Origin of the sequence: Agromyces sp. Soil535 (assembly GCF_001428255.1) — a bacterium.
Taxonomy (GTDB): Bacteria; Actinomycetota; Actinomycetes; order Actinomycetales; family Microbacteriaceae; genus Agromyces.
On record NZ_LMRW01000005.1, the window covers coordinates 1 to 24256 of the forward strand.

The following is a 24256-nucleotide window of genomic DNA, read 5'->3' on the forward strand; positions in this document are numbered from 1 at the left end:
GCAAGCGTCCTACGACCACATCCGGCCGTACTGGGACCAGATCGGGGTGACCATCGCCGGCCGCCACGTCTTCGACATCACGGACGGCTGGGACGGGAAGCCTCCGAGCGGGATCGACCACGTAGTCGTCGTGACACACCGGCCGGCACCCGAGGGCTGGGACCCCAACGCGCCGTTTCACTTCGTCCACGGCATCGAGGCGGCCGTGACCAAGGCGCAAGAGCTCGCGGGTGACCGCACTGTCGAGGTCGCCGCTGGCGACGTCGGCGGCCAGATGCTCGCCGCAGGTTTGGTCGACGAGGTACGCATGGACGTCGCACCCGTCGTGCTCGGGTCCGGNGTCGAGGTCGCCGCTGGCGACGTCGGCGGCCAGATGCTCGCCGCAGGTTTGGTCGACGAGGTACGCATGGACGTCGCACCCGTCGTGCTCGGGTCCGGCAAGCGCTACTTCGGCTCCGTCGACGCGCAGCACCTGCTGGAAGACCCAGACGTAGTTGTTCAGGGCAACCGGGTGCTTCACCTGCGCTATCGGGTGCGCCGTTGACCGATCTGAGCGGGTGCGCGAAGAAGTCCACTGCGACGGTGACACGAGATGGGGCCTCCGGCTGCGTTTGTGCATCGCTGTCCCGGGATGGAAGTCGAGGTCTTCCAGATTGGCAGACCTCGACTTGTCTGACGCTACCTTCGCCTGCCCTGACCTGACCAAGTTCTGCCGGCTCGATGAGCTCGGCCTGGCCGTCACCGGCCAACGACTCAGGCCCGACCGTGCGGTGCTGGCATGCCAGGTCCCCGAGCCGGACCAGTGGTGCCGTCGCTGTGGTTGCGAAGGCGTACCGCGCGACACCGTGACCCGGGAGCTGGCCCACGAGCCGCTGGGCTGGCGGCCGACGACGCTCGTGGTGACCGTGCGCCGCTACCGGTGTACCGATTGCGGTCACGTGTGGCGCCAGGACGCCAGCCTCGCGGCTGAGCCGCGAGCGAAGCTGTCGCGTCGCGGGCTGCGGTGGGCACTCGAGGCGATCGTGTGCCAGCACCTGACCGTGGCCCGGGTCGCCGAGGGACTCGGGGTCGCGTGGAACACCGCCAACGACGCTGTCCTGGCCGAAGGCAAGCGGGTGCTGATCAACGACGAGAACCGCCTCGACGGTGTCACCGCGATCGGGGTAGACGAGCACGTGTGGCGCCACACCCGCCGCGGCGACAAGTTCGTCACCGTGATCATCGATCTCACCGCCGTCCGTGATGGCACCGGTCCCGCCCGGCTGCTCGACATGGTCGAGGGCCGCTCCAAGCAGGCGTTCAAGTCCTGGCTCGCCGACCGCGACGAGACCTGGCGCGACGCCGTGGACGTGGTCGCGATGGACGGCTTCACCGGCTTCAAGACCGCCGCCGCCGAAGAGCTCCCCGACGCGACAGCGGTCATGGATCCCTTCCATGTCGTGCGCCTGGCCGGCGATGCGCTGGACCGGTGCCGCCGCCGGGTCCAGTTGGCGATCCACGGCCACCGCGGCATGAAGAACGACCCGCTCTACCCCGCGCGCAGGACCCTGCACACAGGTGCCGGGCTGCTCACCGACAAGCAGGCCGCTCGGCTCACCGCGCTGTTCGCCGACGACGCGCATGTCGAGGTCGAGGCGACCTGGGGCATCTACCAGCGAATGATCGCCGCCTACCGACACGAGGACCGGCGCCGTGGCCGCGAGCTGATGGTCAAGCTGATCGACACGATCGGCACCGGTGTCCCGAACGCACTGGTCGAGGTCACCACGCTCGGCCGCACGTTGGAGAAACGCGCAGCCGACGTGCTGGCCTACTTCGACCGTCCCGGCATCAGCAACGGCCCCACCGAGGCGATCAACGGCCGGCTCGAGCACCTGCGCGGTTCCGCACTCGGGTTCCGCAACCTCACGAACTACATCGCCAGATCGCTGCTCGAGACCGGAGGCTTCAGGCCGCAACTACACCCTCGATCGTGAAGAGCCGGTAAATGTCATCGATTCAGGGAGCCGGATTCCCCGGCAACTGGCATATTCCTACAGGCCTGAGCCCGTGCCGCCAGCGCACGAGTGTTCAGGCCGCCAACGCGGTGCGAACCTGCACTGCGTCGGACTGTCCTGCGCCGCCGTGCCTCACGTCGGATGGGACAACTGTATGCGTTCCTGAAAGATCAGCATCGTTCCGGACAGCGAGGATAGGGGCATGCCAAACAACCACTGCGCGACGAGCAAATGAGCACACTTGACCCGACCATCGCGCTCTCGACGTGTGAGACCGCCCTGCGCGAGCTAATGACGTACGCCTATGAACGGGTGTTCGGAGCAGACTGGCTTGAGCGGGTGACCACTGCGAAGCAGCGGGAAGCCTGGGGCGTACGGGCTGAGGTCGAACAGCGAGCGCGCGTTCCGAAGGGTGTGGCGCAGGTACCGAACGTTGGTCTCGCCTACGCCAACTTCTATGACCTCGTTGCGATCGTCGAAAGGCACTGGGAACCGCTGGCAGCGCCGCTCGGGAAGAAACAGCGCATGCTCCCGCTCCTCGAGCAATTCGATTCGCTGCGCAATACCATCGGCCACAGCCGCCTGCTCCTGCCGTTCGAGCAGGATCTAATGTCTGGGATCGCAGGCATGGTACGGAATCAGGTGACCCTCTACATGAGCAAACAGGACGAGGCCGGTGACATCTACCCACGCATCGAGTCGGTGACTGACTCCTTCGGCCGGCGCATTGAGTCCGCGACCGTTGAAGACGAGCTTGCAGGAAGCGTCACCGCTCTCGACGTGACACTGCACCCTGGCGAAGTCGTGACGTTTTCGTGCGTTGGCGTAGATCCGCAGGGGCGAGATCTGGAGTGGTTCGGACCAACGGACGCGCATGCGGTGGGACCATCCGGCCAACCGACCCAACTCCAGTGGGTTGTCACTGATGGCGACGTCAGCGAAGCGACAGACGCATCGATATATATGAAGACCAGCGGCGCCATTTACCACCGTTTCGGCAGTTGGGATCATCGCGCCTACTTCCGTTTCCGGGTGCGGCCGCCGACCAACTAGGGACCTTCGGACCCGCCTTTGCACCCGAGGATCACACGATGGCCGCTGAGCAGCTCAGTGAGGCATCGGTTGGTCCCGATCCTCTTGACGGTATTCGCGCTGGACCATTGACGGCGCGCAACCGTTCCACCGGCTCATCTGGATGCACTCGTGAACAGCGGTGTGACGGCGAGCCTGTTGGTTGTAACGTGAGCCAAGCCCGCGGTCTTGGGTTCCCGGGGGGTTCGGGGCGACCGCGGCGGGGGTGAGGACCTGACATGGCGAACGCTGATCGACCTTCTCTTGCTGCAGAACCGCTGCCCTCGGCCCCGCATCTGCCGTTCCCACCACGGCGGTCCGGGAGCGTCGCTGGACGCACGATGCAGGAGTCGACCTACTCGCCGCTGCCGGTCGAGCATCGGCTTCCCGCCGACGCGCCGAACGTTGTTATCGTGCTGATCGACGACGCCGGTCCGGGGCTTCCGACGACATTCGGCGGCGAAGTAGCCACACCCACCCTGGACCGGTTGCGGGCTGAGGGCGTGGCGTACAACCGATTCCACACGACGGCCATGTGCTCGCCGACGCGCGCTTCCCTGCTCACCGGCCGGAATCATCATCGCGTGGGCAATGGGCAGATCGCCGAGCTCGCGAACGACTGGGACGGATACTCCGGCACGATCCCCGAGAGCTCGGCGACCGTTGCCGAGGTGCTCCGCGATTACGGATACGCCACCGGCGCATGGGGCAAGTGGCACAACACCCCGGCGGAGGAGACGACAGTAGCGGGCCCGTTCAATCATTGGCCCACCGGGTACGGCTTCGACTACTTCTACGGATTCCTCGCAGGCGAGGCATCGCACTATGAGCCGAACCTGGTGCGGAACACGACTCCGGTCAGGCCGCCAGCGACCCCCGAGGAGGGCTACCACCTCAGCGAGGATCTCGCCGACGACGCAATGAAGTGGTTGCGGACACACAAAGCGCTGGCACCCGACCAGCCGTTCCTCATGTACTGGGCAAGCGGTGCCATCCATGCCCCACATCACGTGGGGAAGGAGTGGTCGGACAAGTACGCCGGGGCATTCGACGACGGGTGGGACGCCTACCGTGAGCGTGTGCACGGCCGTGCCAGGGAACTCGGCTGGATACCCGACGACGCCGAGCTCACTCCGCGGCATCCGTCGTTGGCCGGCTGGGGCGACATCCCCGAGGACGAGAAGCCGTTCCAACGGCGACTCATGGAGGTCGCGGCGGGGTTCAGCGAGCACGTCGACGTGCAGGTCGGACGAATCCTCGACGAGCTGGACCGGCTGGGCTACGCCGAGAACACGATCGTGATGTACATCTGGGGCGACAACGGCTCCTCAGGGGAAGGGCAGAGCGGCACGATCAGCGAGCTGCTGGCCCAGAACGGCATCCCGAGCCAGGTGTCCGACCATGTCGCCGCGCTCGACGAGCTCGGCGGCCTCGACGCGCTCGGCACCCGTGCCGTCGAGAACCAATACCACGCGGCATGGGCGTGGGCCGGGTCGACGCCGTACCAGGGTATGAAGTTGCTGGCATCGCACCTCGGCGGCACTCGCAACCCGCTCCTGGTGCGCTGGCCCGCCAAGCTGCAGCCCGACTCCGAGCCCCGGGCACAGTTCCATCACGTCATCGATGTCGTGCCGACGATCTACGAGATCCTCGGGATCACACCACCCGAGGTCGTCAACGGTATCCCCCAGGACACCATCGACGGCATGAGCTTCGCCTACTCTCTCGACGACGCCGCCACTCCCGGGCGACGCACGACACAGTACTTCGAGGTCATGGGAAGCCGTGCGATCTACTCCGACGGGTGGATGGCCTCAGCCATCGGGCCCAGGCTGCCCTGGGTGCCCGGACTCCCCCCGGGCATCGCAACATGGTCGCCAGACGACGACGAGTGGGAACTGTACGACCTCGACCACGACTGGAGCCAAGCCCGCAACATCGCGGCGGAGCATTCGGAGAAGGTCGCGCAGCTCAAGCAGCTCTTCGAGGAGGAGGCGGCGCGCAACAAGGTGTTCCCGATCGGCGGCGGCCTGTGGATCCCAATGCTCCACCCCGAGCTGCGGATCGCGCCGCCATACACCGAATGGGAGCTGACCGGCGACACCGCCCGGATCCCCGAGTTCAACGCCCCCGCGCTCGGCAACCGCCCCAATCTCGTCACCATCGAACTCGATCTTCCCGAGAGGGCCAACGGCGTCCTCTACAAGCTCGGCGGCGCCGGGGGCGGTCTCACCTGCTATCTCGAGGACGGCGTGCTCACCTACGAGTACAACCTCTTCCTGCTGCGCCGGACCATCATCCGCTCGGATTCCGCAATACCCGCCGGCCGCGCCCGGCTCGAAGTCGAGACGACGTACGTCGAGCCCCGGCCAGCCGGACCGCTCCGGGTCGTGCTGCGCGTGGACGGGAACCGGGTTGCCGAAGGAATCGTCCCGGTCAGCGCCCCGCTTCTCTTCTCAGCGAACGACTGCCTCGACATCGGACGCGCCTATGGCGGCGGCGTCTCCCGCGCGTACGCCGACCGGATGCCGTTCCCGTTCACCGGCACGATTGAGCGCGTCCACGTCTCCTACCTGCCACCGACTCGCGCCTGAACCCACTGCCGTTCCAGCCCTACGGGTGGACGGCCGCCACTGTCGCAAAAGAAACGCGTCATGTTGGTCGAGGGTAGAAATCCACCGTAAATGGCAAATTTGCCATTTACATGCCAAGTGTCGCGGAATTTGCCATCTCCGCGCGGATCCTACGTCAGGGTTCGAAGCGGTAGCCCATGCCCGGCTCGGTGAGGAAGTAGCGCGGCTCCGACGGCGTCGGCTCGAGCTTGCGCCGCAGCTGGGCGACGTACAGGCGCAGGTAGCCGGCGTCGTTCGCGTGGTACGGCCCCCACACCTCGCCGAGCAGCATCTGCCTGGTGAGCAGCTTGCCCGGGTTCTTGAGGAACAGCTCCAGCAGGCGCCACTCCGTGGGCGTCAGGCGCACGGATGCCGCGGCGGCCCGGCCTTTCGAACCGCCGCCGGCCGAGCTGCGGATGGTCTTCGCCACGAGGTCCACGGTGAGGTCGCCGATCGCCACTTCTGCGGCATCCCCCTCGTCACCGGGGGCCGCACGCGCCCGTGCCCGGATGCGGGCGAGCAGCTCGTCCATGGCGAACGGCTTGGTCACGTAGTCGTCGGCGCCGGCGTCGAGGGCGTCGACCTTCTCTGCGGAGTCCGTGCGCCCCGAAAGCACGAGGATCGGCACCTTCGACCATGCCCGCACGGCGCGGATCACGTCGACACCCTCTACCTTCGGCATGCCCAGGTCGAGCAGGATGAGGTCGGGGTGCGTGGTCGCGGCGAGGTCGATGGCCTCGGCGCCGTCGCGCGCCGCGATCACCTCGTAGCCGCGCGCCCCGAGGGTGATGCGCAGGGCGCGCTGCAACTGCTCGTCGTCGTCGGCGAGGAGGATCTTCATCGCACCTCCTCGGCGCTCGCTGCCGGAAGGGTGACGACCATCGTGAGGCCGCCGCCCGGGGTGTCCTCGACCTCGAGTAGGCCATCCATCCCCTCGACGAATCCCTTCGAGAGGGCGAGGCCGAGGCCGAGGCCTGCGTCGTTGTCGGTGTCGCCCAGCCGCTGGAAGGGCGTGAACACCTCGTCGCGACGCTCAGGCGGGATCCCGGCGCCGCGGTCGACGACGCGGAGCTCGACCTGGTCGCGGAATGCGCTTGCCGCCAGCCGGACTCGCTCGCCCGGCGGGTTGTGCCGAACCGCGTTCGCGAGCAGGTTGACGACGACGCGCTGCAGGAGCACGGCATCTGCCTGCATGGGCCGAAGGTCGTCGGCGAGGTCGAGTTCGACGGCGCCCGGTCCGAGGCCTAGCTCGTCGAGCGCGGGGAACACGACGTCGGCGACGTCGGTGGGCGCGAGTTTCACCGCGAGGGCGCCCGCCTGCACGCGACTCACGTCGAGCAGGTTCGTCACGAGCTCGGCGAGCGCGGCGAGGCTCTCGGCCGCGGTGTCGAGCAACTCCTCGCGCTCGGCCGCAGGCAGCCTCAGTTCCGGCGACTGCAGCGCACTGATCGCGGCCGACGCCGACGTGAGCGGGCGCCGCAGGTCGTGTCCGACGGCGGCGAGCAGCGCCGAGCGCACGCGATCGGTCTCGGCGAGCTCGCCCGCCGCCGACGCGGCCCGGGCGAGCGCGCCGTGTTCGATGGCCTGGTCGATCTGGGCGGCGATGACCTGCAGCAGCCGTTGCTCGGATGCAGCGAGGTCGTGCCCGTGCAGCTCGAGCACGCCGTGCGCGCCGATCGGCACGTTCGTGATCCGGTCATCGCGCGTGGGCTCGCCGTCGGCGACGTGCGGCTCCCCGTCGACGAGCAGGCGTACTCCGGTGAGTCCGAACGCCTCCCTCGTGCGGGTGACCATCGCCTGCAGCGCGTCTTCGCCACGCAGCACGCTGCTCGCGAGCGAGGCGAGCAGCTGCGACTCCGCCACGGCGCGCCGCGCCTGGCGCGAACGCCGCGCGGCCTGGTCTACGACGTAGCTCACGAGCAGCACGTTGGTGACGTAGAGCACGAGCGCGAGCAGTTGACGGGGGTCGTCGATCGTGAGGGTGTACCGCGGCTCCACGAACAGGAAGTTGAGCGTGAGTCCCGACAGCACCGCCGCGAACAGTCCCGGCCAGATCCCGCCGATCAGCGCGACGACGATGACGAGCAGTTGGTAGGCGAGCACGTCGCTGGTGATCGACGAATCGGTGCGGAAGGTCGCGAGCAGCCAGCTGAGCAACGGTCCTGCGACGAGTGCGAGCGCGAACCCGTAGATGAGGCGCTTCCGGCTGAGCGAGCCTCCGAGCTTCGGCAGCGAGAACGCCGACCCTGCGGCCGAGTGCGTGACGATATGCACGTCGATGTCGCCGGACTCCCGGACGACGGTCGCGCCGATGCCGGGCCCCGTGAACGCCGCCGCGAGTCGCGAACGGCGGCTGACGCCGATCACGAGCTGCGTGGCATCCGACGCCCTCGCGAAGTCGACGAGCGCACGCGGCACGTCCTCGCCGACGACCGAGTGGAAGGTGCCGCCGAGCTGCTCCACCAGCGTGCGCTGGCGGTCGAGGGCTCCCGGATGCCGCGCCTGCAGGCCGTCGGGACTGGTCACGTGCACCGCGATGAGCTCGCCGCCCGAGGCGCGCGACGCGATGCGGGCGCCCCGTCGGAGCAGCGTCTCACCCTCGGGGCCTCCGGTGAGGGCGACGACGACGCGTTCGCGTGCCTCCCAGGTGCCCCGGATGCCGTGCTCGGCGCGATAGGCCTTGAGCGCGGTGTCGACCTCGTCGGCGAGCCAGAGGAGTGCGAGCTCGCGCAGGGCGGTGAGGTTGCCGAGCCGGAAGTAATTCGACAGCGCGGCGTCGATGCGCTCGGCGGGGTAGACGAGTCCGCTCGCGAGCCGATCCCGCAGCGCCTGCGGGGCGAGGTCGATCACTTCGATCTGGTCGGCGGAGCGCAGCACCGAGTCGGGGATCGTCTCGCGTTGCGGCACACCCGTGATCTGCAGCACCACGTCGCCGAGCGACTCGATGTGCTGGGTGTTCACCGTCGAGAGCACGTCGATGCCGGCGGCGAGCAGGTCCTCGACGTCCTGCCAGCGCTTCGGATGCCGCGAGCCGGGCGCATTCGTGTGCGCGAGCTCGTCGACGAGGGCGATCTCGGGCTTCCGGGCCAGCACGGCGTCGACGTCCATCTCCTCGAGGGTCATGCCGCGGTGCACCTCGGTGCGGCGGGGCACGACCTCGAGCCCGGCGATCATGGCCGCGGTGGCAGCCCGGCCATGCGTCTCGATGAAGGCCGCGACCACGTCATGGCCTTCGCCGGCGAGGCGCCTGCCCTCCTCGAGCATGGTGTAGGTCTTGCCGACGCCGGGGGCGGCGCCGAGGAACACCCGCAGCCGCCCCCTTCTCATCCGCCTGCTCCTAGCCGAGTTCCGCGAGGGCGAGATTCAACTGCAGCACGTTCACGGTGGGTTCGCCCAGGTACCCGAGGTCCCGTGCCTGAATCCTAGACTCCACGAGTTCGCGGACCTCCGATTCCTCGAGACCCCGCGCCTCGGCGACGCGCGCGACCTGCAGCAGCGCGTACTCGGGGCTGATGTGCGGGTCGAGGCCCGATGCCGACGCCGTCACCGCATCGGCCGGGATCTCGTCGACGGAGACGCCCTCGAGCTCGGCGATCTGCGCCTGGCGCTCCTCGATCGCCGCGATGAGGTCGGAGTTCTCGGGACCCCAGTTGCTGCCGCTCGACGCACCCGCGTCGTAGCCGTCGCCGGCCGCGGACGGCCGGGACTGGAACCACTCGGGGAGCGGGTTGCCGTCGGCATCCGTGAACGACTGGCCGATGAGCGCGGAACCCACGACCTCATTGCCCGAGCGCACGACCGAACCGTTCGCCTGGGCCGGCAGCGCCAGCTGCCCGATGCCGGTGACCACGAGCGTGTAGCCGACGCCGAGCACCAGGGTGAAGAGCAGCATCGCGCGGATCGCCACCCAGTGGGTGCGTACCGCTGTGCGAGTCGTACTCATGTCTTTCGATTCCTTTCGCGTCCGGGCTCAGAACCCGGGGATGAGGCTGATGACGAGGTCGATCAGCTTGATGCCGATGAACGGGGCGATGATGCCGCCGATGCCGTAGATCAGCAGGTTGCGGTTGAGGATCGCGGACGCTCCGAGCGGCCGGTACTTCACGCCGCGCAGCGCCAGCGGGATCAGGATCACGATGATGATCGCGTTGAAGATGATCGCCGACATGACCGCCGAGGCGGGCGAGCTCAACTGCATGATGTTCAGCGCCGCGAGCCCTGGGAAGATCCCCGCGAACATCGCCGGGATGATCGCGAAGTACTTCGCGACATCGTTGGCGATCGAGAACGTCGTGAGCGCGCCGCGGGTGATGAGCAGCTGCTTGCCGATGGCGACGATCTCGATGAGCTTCGTCGGGTCGGAGTCGAGGTCGACCATGTTGCCGGCCTCCTTCGCGGCCGACGTGCCCGAGTTCATCGCCACACCGACGTCCGCCTGCGCGAGTGCCGGGGCGTCGTTCGTGCCGTCGCCGGTCATCGCGACGAGGTTGCCGCCCTCCTGCTCCCGCCGGATGAGCGCGATCTTGTCCTCGGGCGTGGACTCGGCGAGGTAGTCGTCGACGCCCGCCTCGGCCGCGATGGCCTTCGCGGTGAGCGGGTTGTCGCCCGTGATCATCACGGTGCGGATGCCCATCTGGCGGAGCTCGCGGAAGCGATCGACGAGCCCGTCCTTGACGATGTCCTTCAGGTGGACGACGCCGAGGATGCGTGCCGTGCCATCGGCGGACTTCTGCGCCACGACGAGCGGCGTGCCGCCGCTGACCGAGATCGCGTCCACACGCTGGTCGAGCTCCTCGTGCTCGCTCGACGGTATCGTGCCGCTCTCCTCGACCCAGGCGATGACCGCCGAGCCGGCGCCCTTGCGGACGATCGACCCATCGGCGAGGTCGAGACCCGACATGCGGGTCTGCGCGGTGAACGGCACGATGTCGCCGGCCGGCGCCGTCTCGTAGCTGATGCCGCGTTCCGCGGCGAGGGTCACGATCGACGAGCCCTCGGGCGTCGGGTCGGCGAGCGAGGCGAGCGCCGCGGCCCGCTCGAGCTCGGTGACGTCGACGCCGGGCATCGGCACGAACTCGCTCGCGCGGCGGTTGCCGTGCGTGATCGTTCCGGTCTTGTCGAGGAGCAGCGTCGTGACGTCGCCCGCCGCCTCAACTGCTCGGCCCGACATCGCGAGCACGTTGCGCTGCACGAGGCGGTCCATGCCGGCGATGCCGATGGCCGAGAGGAGCGCGCCGATCGTCGTCGGGATGAGGCAGACGAGGAGCGCGATGAGCACCGGGATGCTCGCCGGGGCCGCCGCATAGGATGCGATCGGGTTCAGCGTGAGCACGACCACCACGAAGATGATCGAGAGGCTCACGAGCAGGATGTTCAGCGCGATCTCGTTCGGCGTCTTCTGGCGCGACGCGCCCTCGACGAGCGCGATCATGCGGTCGACGAAGGTCTCGCCGGGCTTCGAAGTGATGCGCACCACGATCCGGTCCGAGAGCACCCGCGTGCCGCCGGTGACCGCCGAGCGGTCGCCGCCCGACTCGCGCACGACGGGGGCGGACTCGCCGGTGATGGCGGACTCGTCCACCGACGCGATGCCCTGGACGATGTCTCCATCGCCGGGGATCGACTCGCCGGCCGACACCACGACGATGTCGCCGAGCCGGAGATCGCCCGAGGAGACCTCGGTGATCGGCGTTCGCTCGGCTGCGGCATCCGACACCTCGTCGTAGCGCGTCACGAGGTGCGCGACCGTCGAGGTGCGGGTCTGTCGCAGCGTGTCGGCCTGCGCCTTGCCGCGACCCTCGGCCACGGCCTCCGCGAGGTTCGCGAAGACGACCGTCAGCCAGAGCCAGATCGCGATGCCCCAGGTGAACGCGACGGGCACGGTCGTGCCGCCCGACGTCTCAGGACCGCCGAGGAACGGCTCGGCGATCGCGATCACGGTGGTGAGCGCCGCCCCGATCTCGACGATGAACATGACGGGGTTGTGCCACATCTGTCGAGGGTCGAGCTTGCGGAGGGCGCTGGGGAGCGCTTGGAGGAGTTGCGCCGGACCGAAGCCGCCCATCGGGCGCTTCGATGGCGAGCCCATCGGGCGTGGGGTGTGGCCGGTCATTTCGGAGATGGTGGTGGACATGGATCAGCTCAGCCCTTCTGCCAGGGGACCCAGCGTGAGAACGGGGAAATAGGTGAGGGCGGTGACGAGGACCGTCACGCCGACGAGGAGGCCGACGAACTGCGGCCGGTAGGTGGGGAGGGTGCCGGCGGTCGCGGGCACCTTGTCCTGCGCGGCGAGGCTGCCCGCGAGGGCGAGCACGAGCACGATCGGCACGAACCGGCCGAGCAGCATCGCGATGCCGAGCGCCGTGTTGAGCCACGGCGTGTTCGCCGTGAGTCCCGCGAAGGCCGAGCCGTTGTTGTTCGCCGCCGAGGTGAAGGCGTAGAGCACCTCGGACATGCCGTGGACGCCGGGGTTCCAGATCGACACCGCCTCGACGTCCTCGCGGACGCCCGGGATTGCGAAGCTCAGGGCGGTACCGGCGAGCACGAGCGTCGGCGTGACGAGGATGTAGAGGCTCGCGAGCTTGATCTCGCGCGGGCCGATCTTCTTGCCGAGGTACTCGGGCGTGCGGCCCACCAGGAGGCCGGCGATGAACACCGCGATGACCGCGAGCACCAGCATGCCGTAGAGGCCGGATCCGGTGCCGCCCGGGGCGACCTCGCCGAGCATCATGTTGAGCATCGGCATCGTGCCGCCGAGCGCGGTGAACGAGTCGTGCATCGAGTTGACGGCGCCGGTCGACGTGAGCGTGGTCGAAGTGGCGAAGAGCGTCGAGGTGAGGATCCCGTAGCGCTGCTCCTTGCCCTCCATGGCGCCGCCGGCGAGCTCGGGCGCGGTGCCCGCGCCGTTCAGCTCGATCGCGCTGAGCGTGACGAGCGAGACGACGAAGAGCGTCGCCATGGTGGCGAGGATCGCGTAGCCCTGCTTGTTGCTGCCCACCATCTTGCCGAAGGTCCGGGGGAGCGCGAACGGGATCGCGAGGAGGAGCACGATCTCGAAGAGGTTCGTCCAGCCCGTCGGGTTCTCGAACGGGTGGGCGGAGTTCGCGTTGAAGAACCCGCCGCCGTTCGTGCCGAACTCCTTGATGACCTCCTGCGAGGCCACCGGTCCGCCTGGCAGGTTCTGCGTGTTGCCGGCGAGCGTCGTGATCTCGGTGAAGCCGTTGAAGTTCTGCACCACTCCACCCGCGATCAGGATGATCGCGCCGACGATCGCGACCGGCAGCAGCAACCGGAACGACCCGCGGAACAGGTCGACCCAGAAGTTGCCGATCGTGCCCGACCTGCGCCGCGCGAAGCCGCGCACGAGGGCGACGGCCACCGCGATGCCGACCGCGGCCGACACGAAGTTCTGCACGGCGAGGCCGGCGAGCTGCACGGTGTAGCCCATGGTGATGTCGGGCGAGTACGACTGCCAGTTCGTGTTCGTCACGAACGAGGCCGCCGTGTTGAACGACAGCCCCTCGGGAATCGCCGGGAGTCCGAGCGAGTACGGCAGCACCGCCTGCGCGCGCTGCAGGACGTACACGAAGATCACGCCGACGACCGAGAACGCGAGCACGCCGCGAAGGTAGGCCGGCCATGACTGCTCGGAACGGGGGTCGACCCCGACGAGACGATAGAGGCCGCGTTCGACCCCCCAGTCCTTCGTCGAGGTGTAGATGTGCGCCATGTAGTCGCCGAGGGGGCGGTAGAGGAGGGCGAGGATCAGGACGAGGGTGGCAGCCTGCAAGAGGCCGAGGAGTACGTCCATCAGAACCGCTCAGGCTTCACGAGGGCGTACACGAGGTACACCACGATTGCGACACCCAACGCGGCAGTGAGGAGATCGAAGAAGATCACAGCTTCTCGACTCCCTTCGCGATGATGCCCACGACGACGAACACCGCGATGATGGCGGCGACGTAGATCAGGTCGAGCACGAGGACTCCAGGGATACAGGTCCGCCGGCCGCGGGCGCAGCGGGCGGGCAGTGTTCGACTGCGCATCCGATGCAACACCCGGGCGGATGCCCCGGCGGTGATCCTCACGGTTCCCTAACGGGCCGCGCGGGGATCCGAACGTCGCGCTCACGCATGACCGGGCGGTCCGCTACCGTGTGCTCATGGAAGCGTCGGAGGTCGTCTCGGTCGTCGCCGAGGTGATCGGCTGGATCGCCCTCGCGGGCAGCCTCGGATGCCTCCTGCTCGCCCTGCTGATCCGCATCGCCGACGGCCGCTGGGTCCGCACCCAGGCGGTGGTCATCGACCAGGAGCACGGTTCGACCGTGCGCTGGTTCGCCGAGGGCGCCTTCCACCAACGACGCCTGGGCGACGACGAACGCGCGCACGTCCTGCGGCTCGACGAGGAGCTCGCGTACTACCGGCAGCGCGAGCCCGACCGGCTGCGACTGCACGACCCGCCGCATGGGCGGAGGGTCATCCGGATGCTGGGGCTCGTGCTCCTCGGGATCGCCGCCCTCGCGGGGTTCATCGGGCTCGTGCTCATGCTCGTCGGCTGATCACGGCGAGCGGAGCTCCTCCCATTCGCGCATGAGCTCGGGCAGGCGCGAATCGACGAACCGGTAGAACCGCGCCATCTCTCTGGCGCGGCGTGCGCCAGCGGCGGCCTCGTCTCCGATGGCGTCCGCGGCGCGGTCGCCGAGATCGGCGATGATGCCATAGACCGGGCTCTTCGCGGTGACCGCGGTGTACCAGGCGTCGTCGAGGAACTCCCAGCGGTCGCGGCGACTGCCCGCCTGCGGCACCCGGTGCAGGATGCCGATCTGCTCCAGGTAGCGCACCGCACCCGAGATCGCCGCGGCGCTGACGCCGAGCCGCTCGGCGAGCTCGCTCGCGGTGAGTCCCCCCGCCTCGGCGACGAGCAGGGCCATGAGCACCCGCGCCGGCATCCGCGGGAACCCGGCCGCGGTGAGGACCGCGGCCGACTGCTCGACCGCGGCCTTCAGGCCCTGCTCGTCGCGTGGCATCCGCTCAGTCTCTCATCCGCCGCTCGCGAGCTCCCGGCGTCGCATCGACCACACGGCGGCCGCGCCGGCGGCGAGGCCGATCGCGAGCATCCAGAACCCGCCGGTCCAGTCGGTCTCCCCACCCGCCGGCACCGGGGAGTGCGCGAACGGGGAGAGGTCGACGAGCCACTCGGGGAACTGCAGGATCGGGCCCCACGTGCCGAGGATCGCGGCCACGCCGACGGCCGTCCAGCCGACGGGGATGGTCGCGCGCGGCAGGAACGCGAAGACGAGCAGCGTGAGCCCGAGGAAGACCAGGCACGCCGGCAGCTGCGCCGCCGCGGCCTCGAACACGTTCGGGATGAGCGACTCGGGGTCCGAGGCACTGCCCGCACCGGCGATGCCTGCGAGGGCAGCGGCGGCGAGCACGATGACGATCACGATCGTGCCGACGATCCAGTACTCGAGCAGCCAGCGCACGCGCGGCACGGGAGTGCCGAGCACGAGCTCGGCGGTGCCGTGGGCCTCCTCCTGCCGGGCGCGTATGCCCACCTGGATCGCGCAGCATGCGGCGAGCACGCCGACGATGCCGTAGAACACGGCCACGAACGCCTCCTCGATGGAGGCCTCGCTGCCGATCGCCCGGCGCAGCGTCTCGAGCACCTGGGGTGCGTCGGTGGCGGCCTGGTCGACCACCGACGAGAGCGAGGTCGCCAGCAGCCCCGTCGCGACGGCGCCCGCCGTCCACGACAGCAGGATCGACGTGTTCAGCCGCCAGACCAGGCCGAACGAGCTCGAGAGCACCGGCCCTGCCGTCGCGCGGCCGGCGCGGCCGGCGATGAGGCTCGCGCCCTGGTCGCGCACCGCCTGCAGGCCGAACACGAGCGCGATGAGCGCGGCCGCGAACGCGAGCGGGATGAGGAGCGGCGTCAGGTCGTTCTCGACGAAGGCGCCGGTGAACTGCCCGTACCCGATCGGCGACAGCCAGCTCGGCCAGGCCGGCGTCACCTGGAGCAGGTCGTCCGACGGGGTTCCCGCGGCGTCGCCGATGCCGCGCAGCAGGTACGCGGCGAGGACGAACGCGACCGAAATCCCGTTCGCCCCCCGCGACGTTCGGAACAGCTGGGCGGCGAACAGGCCGAAGGCGAGGAACGCGATGCCGGAGACCATGATCGCCGCGCCCCAGACGAACGATCCGGTGGCGTCGAGGCCGTTCGCGATCAGCGCGAGCGCGATGAGCAGGCCGAGCGCGACGTTGGCGAGCACGCCGTGGACGACGGTCGCCGTCGTCGGCAGGATCCGACCCGCGGGCGTCGCGGCGATCGACTCGGCGCGACCCTGCTCCTCCTCGGCGCGGGTGTGGCGCACTGCGAGGAACGTGCTCATCAGGCCGCCCATGAGGGCCAGCCAGGCGAACAGCAGGAAGAACGCGAACGCGCCGTCGTCCACGCCGTTCGGCGTGCCGCGGAACACGAGGATGGTCCGGGTCGCGATCGCGACGCCGAGGATCTCACGCCGATCCTGCTCCTCGCCGTAGGTGTCGTATACCGCGGTGATGGAGGCGTACGCCAGCAACGCGGTGCCGACGATCCACAGCGCGAGCTGCAGCCGGTCACGGCGGATGCGCTGCCGGAGCAGCACGACGAGCCTGGTCACGCCCGCACCTCCACTTCGACCGGGGCGAGCTCGTCGCCGTAGTGGCGCAGGAAGAGGTCCTCGAGCGAGGGCGGCGCGACGGTCAGGCCCCGCACTTCGAGACGTGCGAGCTCGGGCAGCACGCCGGCCACGCGGTCGCTGTCGACCGTGAACCGCACTCGGCCGCTGTCGATGACGAGGTCATGGGTGTCGGGGATCGCGGTGACTGCCGCCTCCCTCGCCGGGTCGTGCACGAACGCGATCTCGGTGCGGGTGAGGTGGCGGAGTTCGGCGAGGGTGCCGCTCTCGACCGTCCTCCCGGCGCGGATGATGCTGACGCGGTCGCAGAGCTCCTCGACCTCGGAGAGGATGTGGCTGGACAACAGCACGGTCGAGCCATCGCCGGCGATCTGGTCGATCTCCCGGTTGAACATCTGCTCCATGAGCGGGTCGATGCCGCTGGTCGGCTCGTCGAGCAGGTACAGCTCGGCCGGCGTCGCGAAGGCGGCGATGAGCGCCACCTTCTGCCGGTTGCCCTTCGAGTACGCGCGCCCCTTCTTGCGCGGGTCGAACTGGAACACCTGGCAGAGCCGTTCCTTCTGCTTGCGATAGGCGGCCTTGTCCGTCGTTCCGCCGCGCAGTCGGCTGAGCAGGTCGATCGCCTCGCCGCCGGTGAGGTTCGGCCAGATCGAGACGTCACCCGGCACGTACGCGATGCGGCGGTGCAGGTCGGCGGCCTCGGTCCACGGGTCGCGCCCGAAGATCGTCGCCTCGCCGCCGGATGCCCGGGCGAGGCCGAGGAGGATGCGCAGGGTTGTGGTCTTCCCGGCGCCGTTCGGGCCCAGGAAGCCGTGGATCTCACCGGACTCGACCGTGAGGTCGAGCCCGTCGAGGGCGATGGTGCGCCCGAAGTGCTTCTGCAGGCCTCGGGTACTGATCACGGTGGTCATGGGCGTGATGGTACGCCTGATTCACAATCTTGTGAATCTACATTAACGGATCCCTAACGCGCCGCCTACTCGAGCGCCGCGAACTTCTCGATGTCGCCCTCGGTGCCCGAGACGATGATGAGGTCGTGGTTCGACACCACGGTCTTCTCGGTGGCGTAGGTGAACGGCTTGCCCGGGCTCTTCACGCCCACGACGGTGACGTTATGCCGCGAGCGCACGCCCGACTCGGTGAGGTTCTTGCCGCGGATCGGCCTCGGCGGGTACATCTTCACCAGCGCGAAGTCGTCGTCGAACTCGATGAAGTCGAGCATGCGGCCGCTCACCAGGTGGGCTGTGCGCTCGCCCGCCTCCCGCTCGGGGTAGATCACGTGGTTGGCGCCGATGCGCTCGAGGATCTTGCCGTGCGACGTCGAGATCGCCTTCGCCCAGATCTGCGGGACCTTGAGGTCGACGAGGTTCGCGGTGATGAGGACGGATGCCTCGACCGACGACCCGACCGCGCAGACCGCGATCGAGAAGTCCTGGGCGCCGATCTGGCGCAGGGCGTCGATGTTGCGCGCATCCGCGACGACCGCATGGGTCACCCGCTCGGCCCACTTCTGCACGAGGTTCTCGTCGTCGTCGACGGCGAGCACTTCGCGGCCCAGCCGGTCGAGCTGGCCCGCGGTGGCGGCGCCGAACCGGCCGAGGCCGATCACCAGCACCGGGGCGTCGTGCCTGATTCGATCAACCAACGATGGGCCTCTCTTCCGGTCGTCTGAACAGTTGGCGGCGTTGCGCTGCGGCGAGGGCTGCCGCGAGCGTGACGGTGCCGACGCGGCCCATCAACATGGTGGCCGCCATGACGTAGACCGCCGGGGGCGGGAGCTCTGCCGTGAGCCCGGTCGAGAGTCCGCAGGTGGCGAAGGCGGAGATGACGTCGAACAGCACGAAGTCGAGCGGCTGCTTCGTGATCTGCGTGATCGCGATGGAGGAGACCGCGACGATAGTCGCCCCCCACAGCACGACGCTGACCGCGAGGCGAAGGATGTCGCGCGGGATCCGGCGGCCGAACGCCTCCATCGCAGGAGCGCCCCGAGCCTCGGCGAACGCGGCGAGGAACAGCACGGCGAGCGTGGTCACCTTGATGCCGCCCGCGGTCGACGCCGATCCGCCGCCGACGAACATGAGCATGTCGGTGACGAGAAGGCTCGACCCGTTGAGGTCGGCCATGTCGACGGTCGCGAAGCCGCCCGAACGGGTCATCACCGACATGAACATGGACTCGAATATCGTCCTGCCGGCATCCAGCTGCCCGTAGGTCTTCGGATTGTTGAACTCGAGGAGCAGGAAGGCGGCAGCGCCCAGGACCAAGAGGATGGTCGTCGTCGCGAGCGTGAGCTTCACGTGCACGCTCCAACGGCGCGGATGCCGCCACGAGCGGGCGAGCGTGAAGATCACCGGGAAGCCCAGGCTTCCGAGGAAGACGCCGATCATCATCATGGTCAGCATCCAGAAGTCCGTCTGGAACGGCTCCAGGCCACCGGGATTCGGGCTGAACCCCGTGTTCGTGAAGGCCATCGCCGAGTAGTAGAAGCTGTACCAGACCGAGAGGAGCGGGTCGTACCCGGCGGCGAGGAAGCTCGGGATCATCGCCACCGCGATCACGACCTCGATGACGAGCGCGCTGATCGCGACCGTGACCAGTAGGCCGCCCACCTCGCCGAGCCGTACCGCCTGCCGTTCCGCCACCGGTCCGACATGGATGCGCGACGGGTTCGTGTCGCTCGCGGCGAGCAGCCTCGCGCGCAGTCCGAGACGTCGCGAGATCACGAGGCCCAGGATCGACGCGAGCGTGAGCACGCCGATGCCGCCGATGTTCACGCCGATGAACACGAGGGCGTTTCCGAACGGCGACCAGTGCGTCGCCATGTCGACGGTGGCGAGGCCGGTCACGCAGATGACAGACACCGCGGTGAACAGCGCGTCGTACAGCGGGGTGCCCGAGCCCTCACCGGCTCGCGAGATCGGCAGCGAGAACAGCAGCGTGAAGAGCAGCACGAGGCCGGCGAAGACGAGGATCGCGAATCGGGAGGGCGAGCTGCGCACCAGCCCGTCGAGCGCGTCGCGGAGCCGGGCGATCCATGAACGCGGCGACATCCCGCGCTGTCGCACCGGTTGTGCCGCCATCTGACCCCCTCAACGTGCCCCCGCCAACGCGTGAGTCATGGTACTCCTCGCCGGGAATGACTACCCTTGACGCATGGCGGACATCTTCGACGTGGTGGCGGACACGACCCGGCGCGACATCCTCGGGGTCCTCCTCGAGCGTGAGAGTTCCGCGCCCGAGTCCCAAGGCGAGATCAGCGTCTCCGAGATCGTCTCGATCCTCGGCCTCAGCCAGCCCACCGTCTCCAAGCACCTCAAGGTGCTGCGCGAGGCGGGCCTCGTCGGCGTGCGCGAGGAGGGGCAGCACCGCTACTACCACCTCGACCGCGGGCCCCTGGAGGTGCTCGAGGACTGGCTCATCCCCTTCGTGTCGTCGGAGGCTGCAGCGGATGCCGCGACCCTCGCCGGCGCCGAGGCGGCCTCCGAGCCCGTGCTGAAGGAGGAGCAGCTCGCGCTGGCATCCGCGATCGGCAAGGCGTTCGCCGAGACGGCGCACCAGATGTCGGCGGCCGTCGGGCCGAAGAAGCGCAAGTAACGGGCGCTACGCGGGTTTCGAGACGCGCCTCCGGCGCTCCTCGACCCGCTCAGTGACTCGCCACGAGGGCGAGCACGAATCCCACGCACGCGAGCGCCGACGTCAGCGTGCGAACGTGGTTCCATGCCTGCCAGCCCGGGCGGAACGCCGTCCATGCGGCGGCAAGGGCGTCGGCATCCGTCTCCGACGTGGCGGCGAGCCGGTTGTTGCGGGGCACGTTCGCCCCGCCCGTGACGCCGATGGCCCCGACGAGGTAGACGACGGATGCCGCGACCGCCCACCATGCGCCGCCGCCGAGCGGGCCGAGCAGCGCCAGCACGAAGAGCACCGCGGCCACGAGCCCGGTGCCGAACAGCGCCAGCATGAGCGGAGGGCGCACCGCCGTGACGTTGATCTCGCGCATGGCCCGCGCGGCATCCGCTGCCGGCAGGCGGTCGAGGCCCTGGGTGACGAACCCGGAGAAGGCATAGAAGACCCCGGCCACGATGCCGGTGCCGAGGATCGCTGCCACGAGCAGGATGTCGATGAACAGGCTCATGCGGCCAGTCTGCCGTGCCCCGCCGTCAGCGGAGGGGTTTGATCATCTCGAGTTCGAGTCCGCCCGGCTCCAGCTCGTACTCGCGGCTGCGCCCGGTGAGCGTGAATCCGAGCTTCTCGTAGAAGCGGCGGGCGCGCGGATTGTCCTCGTGCACCTCGAGGCGCAGCGTGTCGCCGTACGCGCGCGCCCAGTCCTCCACGGCCTCCAGCAGGAGGCGCGTGACGCCGGCCGCGTCGCCCCGGTAGTCGGGTGCGACGTAGACGCCGACGAGCAGTGGGCCCGTCGCGGCATCCGGGAGGTACCCTCCCATGTGCCCCACCCAGCGGTCGCCGTCGATCGCCACGATCGAGGCCTGGCCCGGGGTCGTGCCGCGCGCGGCACGGAGGCGCCAGCCCGCCTCGTCGACGCGCAGGGCATGCTCGAGGGTCTCGGCGTAGGCGAGCGGATAGTCGCGCAGCATCTCGAGCCGGAGCGTGCGCACCGACGGCCAGTCGTCCTCGGTCGTGGTGCGGATGACGAGGTCGTGCGGGCGCATCCCTCGACCGTAACGCATCGGCGCGATCCGATCGCATGGGCGCCCCCGGCGGATCCGCTAGACTATCCCGAGGCTTTCCGGCCTCTGGCTGCGGCACGCGCGGCCGACTCGATCTTTTCTGTGAGGTTTCGATGGGTTCCGTCATCAAGAAGCGCCGCAAGCGCATGGCGAAGAAGAAGCACCGCAAGCTGCTTCGCAAGACGCGTCACCAGCGTCGCAACAAGAAGTAGTCGTCCCGCACGACCGGCAGAGCGTCAGGCCCTGGTGGCCTGGCGCTTTTCGCTGTGTCCGCAGTTCGGCGTCCGGGCGGTCGCGCCGGCGCCGTCGGGCGGGCCGCCGGTTTGCGCCACGTGCGTAGGCTGGAACACGTGACCCGCGACATCCGCCTGACCCTCGTCGGAAAGCCCGGCTGCCACCTCTGCGACGATGCACGTGAGGTGGTGCAGGCCGTGGTCGCCGATGTCGAGGCGATGGATGCCGCACCGCGCATCCTGTTCGATGAGCGCTCGATCCTCGACGACGAGGCGCTCGCCGCACGGTACGCCGAGGAGATCCCCGTGCTGCTCATCGACGGGCGCGTGCACAACTACTGGCGCATCGACCCGGTGCGGCTGAAGACGGCGCTGCTCGCCGGCTGACCCGCGCGTCCGCGGGGCTTCGAACGGAATCACCCTGTTGCCGCACGCGGCATCCAGGCGTTGACTGTGCGCATGACCTCGCTCTGGGCGGCCATGACCGTCGACGAGTCCGCAACCGCACCGAGCGCGCCCGGCGCAGCCGCCGCCGCGCTCCCCGGCGAACGCTTCGACGTCGCCGTCGTCGGCGCCGGCATCACGGGACTCGCGACCGCGCTCATCCTCGTTCGCGACGGGCTCCGCGTCGTGGTCGTCGAGGCGGAGCGGGTCGCCGCCCTCGCCACCGGCCTGAACACGGGCAAGGCGACCGTACTGCAGGGGGCGATGCTGCAGCGCATCCGCCGAAGCCACTCGGCTCGGGTCGTGCAGGGCTATGTCGACGCGAACCTCGAGGGACTCCGCTGGATCGCCGAGTTCGCCCGGCAGCACGGCGTGCCCGTGTCGGAGGAGACGGCTTACAGCTACGCCGCGTCCGATGCCGGCCTGCAGCTCGTCGAGCGCGAGTTCGACGCGGCGCGCGAGGCCGGGCTTCCCGTCGAGTGGGTCGACCGGATGCCGGTGTCGTTCCCGTTCGCCGGCGCCGTCGCCTTGCCCGGCCAGCTCGGGCTCGACCCCTATCGGCTCGCCCTGGCGATGGCCCGCGCGTTCGTCGACGAGGGCGGGGTGCTCCTCGAGGGCATGCGCGTCGAGGACGTGCAGGCGTCACTCCCCGTCGGACTCCGAACGCCGAACGGAACCATCCGGGCGGACGCCGTGGTCGTCGCGACCGCCGCGCCGATGCTGCTGCGCGGCCTGTACTTCGCCAAGACCCGAGCGCTGCGCTCCCACCTCACGTCGTTCAGGGTCGAGGACGCTCCGCCGCCCGGCCTGTTCATCACCGTCGACATGCCGACCCGTTCGCTGCGGACGACCCCCGACCCCGATGCGGACGTGCCGCCGTTGCTGCTCGTCGGCGGCAACGGGCACCCGGTCGGCGGAGCCCCGTCGACCGAGGCGAGGGTGCGCGACCTCATCGGATGGACGGAACGGTACTTCCCCGGCGCCGAGCTCACGCATCGCTGGGCTGCGCAGGACTACGAGTCGGTGAATCTCGTGCCCTTCGTCGGCCGGATGCCGCGCGGTCTCGGCCGGGTGTGGATCGCGACCGGCTATGCGAAGTGGGGGCTCACGAACGGCGTGGCCGCGGCCTTGCGCATCTCGGACGAGATCCTCGGCGTGCCGTGGCGCGACCAGCGTGAGTGGGTCCGCGTGCTCGGCACTCGGTCGACGATGCCCGCCGACCTTGCGCGCGGCGCCGCCGAGGGGGCGCGGGTGGCCCGGACGTTGGCGGTCGGGTGGGCGTCGGCGCAGGCGCATCCGGCCCCCGCGAAGGCCCCGGCGGAGGGGCAGGGCGTCGTGGTGTCCCGCGGCGGCGTGCCGTACGGCGTGTCCACGGTGGACGGACGGACCTGCGCCGTTCGCGCGGTGTGCACGCACCTCGGCGGGGTGGTGCGCTGGAACGACGGCGAGAAGACGTGGGACTGCCCGCTGCACGGTTCCCGGTTCGAGGCATCCGGGCACCGCATCGAAGGCCCCGCGGTGCACGACCTGCCGCAGGAGCCGCGGGTCCCCGATGGCCCGTCGGTCGAGTAGCCAGCCGGACCGCCCGTCGGTCAGTAGCAGGCGCAGCCGGCGTATCGAGACCCGCTCCGACTCAGCCGACGTCGCCCACGCAGCGGAACCCGATGTGCGTGGTCGCCGTGTCGTCGGCCTGCGGCGAACGGGCCGACGGTCGGTAGCGCAGGCAGTACTCGGGGGAGCAGAGGTGCGACCCGCCCTTGAGCACCCGCCGCGGGATGCGGGAGCCGGGCTCTGCGGACGCCGCAGCGAGCAGGTTCTCGCGGGCGCCCGCGTCGACCGCCACCTGGCCGGGCACCTCGTGCCGCGGCGTGTAGAAGTCGGTGGTCCACTCCCACACGTTCCCGGTGACGTCGTAGAGGCCGTAGCCGTTCGGTGGGAACGTCATGACGGGCGACGTGCCGACCCAGCCCTCGGCGCCGGTGTTGTCGTACGGGAACCGCCCCTGCCACTGGTTCACCATGAGCCGGCCGCCGGGCCGCTCCTCGTCGCCCCAGGCGAACCGCGCCCCGTCGAGGCCCCCGCGCGCGGCGTACTCGAACTCGGCCTCGGTCGGGAGCCGCTTGCCGACCCAGGCCGCGTACGCCGAGGCATCCTCGAGGCTGACCTGCACCACCGGATGCCCCGGCTTGTCGTCGATCGAAGACTCGGGCCCGAACGGATGCCGCCAGCTCGCGCCGGCGCCCCACCGCCACCACTGCCGCCAGTCGCGCAGGTCGACGGGGCCGGCCGTCGGCGTGAACACCAGGCCGCCTGGCACCAGGTCGGACGGATCCACTCCGGGGAAATCCGTCGGATCGAGGGGGCGCTCTGCCACCGTCGCGTACCCCGTGGCCTCGACGAACGCGGCGAACTGCTCATTGGTGACGGGGTGCATGTCGATCTCGAACGCGCCGACGGTGCGCTCGTGCACGGGCGTCTCGTCGGGGTAGAACTCGCTCGAACCCATGCGGAACGTGCCGCCGTCGAGGCGCACCAT

At 69.5% G+C, this 24256-nt stretch carries 24 protein-coding genes and 1 pseudogene; 10 read left to right on the forward strand and 15 right to left on the reverse strand.

All coding sequences use genetic code 11. From position 1 onward, the window contains the following. The 5 genes and pseudogenes from ASG80_RS24395 to ASG80_RS06355 all read left to right on the forward strand — a co-directional run. On the forward strand, positions 1-339 hold a 339-nt coding region (locus ASG80_RS24395), incomplete at both ends, for a dihydrofolate reductase family protein (RefSeq protein WP_369816230.1). Between the two features lies 1 nt (position 340). Further along, positions 341-544 (forward strand): annotated as a pseudogene (locus tag ASG80_RS24400) (dihydrofolate reductase family protein); the annotation flags it as partial. Between the two features lie 124 nt (positions 545-668). Then, positions 669-1976, forward strand: coding sequence for an ISL3 family transposase (locus tag ASG80_RS06345; protein ID WP_056729421.1), 1308 nt, complete (start codon positions 669-671; stop codon positions 1974-1976). Between the two features lie 252 nt (positions 1977-2228). Further along, a complete protein-coding gene (locus tag ASG80_RS06350) occupies positions 2229-3050 on the forward strand; it encodes a hypothetical protein (protein ID WP_056729342.1) in 822 nt (273 codons plus the stop codon). 359 nt (positions 3051-3409) lie between these two features. Then, positions 3410-5662 (forward strand): arylsulfatase, encoded by a 2253-nt coding sequence (locus ASG80_RS06355; protein ID WP_235508209.1) that lies wholly within the window; start codon positions 3410-3412, stop codon positions 5660-5662. A gap of 154 nt (positions 5663-5816) precedes the next feature. On the opposite strand, the gene ASG80_RS06360 is transcribed toward ASG80_RS06355, so the two are convergent. From ASG80_RS06360 to ASG80_RS23435, 7 genes are read right to left on the reverse strand one after another with little or no spacing between them, the layout of a single operon-like run. Further along, positions 5817-6521, reverse strand: coding sequence for a response regulator (locus ASG80_RS06360; protein WP_056729344.1), 705 nt, complete (start codon positions 6519-6521; stop codon positions 5817-5819). Further along, positions 6518-9007, reverse strand: coding sequence for an ATP-binding protein (locus ASG80_RS06365; RefSeq protein ID WP_056729345.1), 2490 nt, complete (start codon positions 9005-9007; stop codon positions 6518-6520). Before ASG80_RS06365 ends, ASG80_RS06360 begins: the two co-directional genes overlap by 4 nt. A 10-nt stretch (positions 9008-9017) precedes the next feature. Then, complete coding sequence (gene kdpC / locus ASG80_RS06370) at positions 9018-9623, reverse strand: potassium-transporting ATPase subunit KdpC (RefSeq protein ID WP_056729346.1); 606 nt, start codon at positions 9621-9623, stop codon at positions 9018-9020. A gap of 27 nt (positions 9624-9650) precedes the next feature. After that, complete coding sequence (gene kdpB / locus ASG80_RS06375; RefSeq protein ID WP_235508216.1) at positions 9651-11768, reverse strand: potassium-transporting ATPase subunit KdpB; 2118 nt, start codon at positions 11766-11768, stop codon at positions 9651-9653. Between the two features lie 48 nt (positions 11769-11816). Continuing rightward, on the reverse strand, positions 11817-13490 hold the full coding sequence (gene kdpA / locus ASG80_RS06380; RefSeq protein ID WP_056729348.1) for a potassium-transporting ATPase subunit KdpA: 1674 nt from the start codon (positions 13488-13490) through the stop codon (positions 11817-11819). Then, positions 13490-13579 carry a K(+)-transporting ATPase subunit F gene (gene kdpF, locus ASG80_RS23430; protein WP_056729349.1) on the reverse strand — a complete coding sequence of 30 codons (90 nt, stop codon included), beginning with the start codon at positions 13577-13579 and terminating at the stop codon, positions 13490-13492. Before kdpF ends, kdpA begins: the two co-directional genes overlap by 1 nt. After that, a complete protein-coding gene (locus tag ASG80_RS23435) occupies positions 13576-13767 on the reverse strand; it encodes a hypothetical protein (RefSeq protein ID WP_235508210.1) in 192 nt (63 codons plus the stop codon). Before ASG80_RS23435 ends, kdpF begins: the two co-directional genes overlap by 4 nt. A 74-nt stretch (positions 13768-13841) precedes the next feature. Between ASG80_RS23435 and ASG80_RS06390 the strand changes: the two genes are divergently transcribed. Beyond that, positions 13842-14237, forward strand: a complete 396-nt coding sequence (locus tag ASG80_RS06390; protein WP_056729350.1) for a hypothetical protein — start codon at positions 13842-13844, stop codon at positions 14235-14237. Here ASG80_RS06390 and ASG80_RS06395 read toward each other — a convergent pair whose 3' ends face one another. The 5 genes from ASG80_RS06395 to ASG80_RS06415 form a co-directional block, all read right to left on the reverse strand. Next, entirely contained in the window at positions 14238-14705 is a 468-nt protein-coding gene (locus tag ASG80_RS06395) for a GbsR/MarR family transcriptional regulator (protein ID WP_056729351.1), read from the reverse strand. Positions 14706-14717: 12 nt separating this feature from the next. Continuing rightward, the gene (locus ASG80_RS06400) at positions 14718-16340 is read right to left on the reverse strand and encodes an ABC transporter permease (protein WP_056729352.1); all 1623 of its coding nucleotides are present in this window, start codon (positions 16338-16340) and stop codon (positions 14718-14720) included. After that, complete coding sequence (locus ASG80_RS06405; protein ID WP_200952511.1) at positions 16337-17269, reverse strand: ABC transporter ATP-binding protein; 933 nt, start codon at positions 17267-17269, stop codon at positions 16337-16339. The genes ASG80_RS06400 and ASG80_RS06405 overlap by 4 nt, the downstream gene beginning before the upstream one ends. A 65-nt stretch (positions 17270-17334) precedes the next feature. Beyond that, complete coding sequence (locus tag ASG80_RS06410) at positions 17335-18003, reverse strand: TrkA family potassium uptake protein (RefSeq protein WP_056729353.1); 669 nt, start codon at positions 18001-18003, stop codon at positions 17335-17337. Then, positions 17996-19438: a TrkH family potassium uptake protein gene (locus ASG80_RS06415; RefSeq protein ID WP_056729354.1), complete on the reverse strand. Its 1443-nt coding sequence runs from the start codon at positions 19436-19438 to the stop codon at positions 17996-17998. Before ASG80_RS06415 ends, ASG80_RS06410 begins: the two co-directional genes overlap by 8 nt. A 73-nt stretch (positions 19439-19511) precedes the next feature. On the opposite strand from ASG80_RS06415, the gene ASG80_RS06420 reads away from it, so the two are divergent. Then, on the forward strand, positions 19512-19952 hold the full coding sequence (locus ASG80_RS06420) for a helix-turn-helix transcriptional regulator (RefSeq protein ID WP_056729355.1): 441 nt from the start codon (positions 19512-19514) through the stop codon (positions 19950-19952). Positions 19953-20001: 49 nt separating this feature from the next. On the opposite strand, the gene ASG80_RS06425 is transcribed toward ASG80_RS06420, so the two are convergent. Both ASG80_RS06425 and ASG80_RS06430 read right to left on the reverse strand, forming a co-directional pair. Beyond that, a complete protein-coding gene (locus tag ASG80_RS06425; RefSeq protein ID WP_056729356.1) occupies positions 20002-20490 on the reverse strand; it encodes a DUF1772 domain-containing protein in 489 nt (162 codons plus the stop codon). A gap of 25 nt (positions 20491-20515) precedes the next feature. Beyond that, complete coding sequence (locus tag ASG80_RS06430; protein WP_056729357.1) at positions 20516-21025, reverse strand: GNAT family N-acetyltransferase; 510 nt, start codon at positions 21023-21025, stop codon at positions 20516-20518. A gap of 131 nt (positions 21026-21156) precedes the next feature. Here ASG80_RS06430 and ASG80_RS22825 point away from each other — a divergent pair, with 131 nt between their 5' ends. From ASG80_RS22825 to ASG80_RS06440, 3 genes are all read left to right on the forward strand, one after another. Then, positions 21157-21255: a 30S ribosomal protein bS22 gene (locus ASG80_RS22825; RefSeq protein ID WP_003792170.1), complete on the forward strand. Its 99-nt coding sequence runs from the start codon at positions 21157-21159 to the stop codon at positions 21253-21255. A 138-nt stretch (positions 21256-21393) separates the two neighbouring features. Next, positions 21394-21663 carry a glutaredoxin family protein gene (locus tag ASG80_RS06435; RefSeq protein WP_056729358.1) on the forward strand — a complete coding sequence of 90 codons (270 nt, stop codon included), beginning with the start codon at positions 21394-21396 and terminating at the stop codon, positions 21661-21663. A gap of 72 nt (positions 21664-21735) precedes the next feature. Further along, positions 21736-23292, forward strand: coding sequence for an FAD-dependent oxidoreductase (locus tag ASG80_RS06440; protein ID WP_056729359.1), 1557 nt, complete (start codon positions 21736-21738; stop codon positions 23290-23292). A gap of 61 nt (positions 23293-23353) precedes the next feature. Here ASG80_RS06440 and ASG80_RS06445 read toward each other — a convergent pair whose 3' ends face one another. Next, positions 23354-24256, reverse strand: coding sequence for a formylglycine-generating enzyme family protein (locus ASG80_RS06445; protein WP_056729360.1), 903 nt, complete (start codon positions 24254-24256; stop codon positions 23354-23356).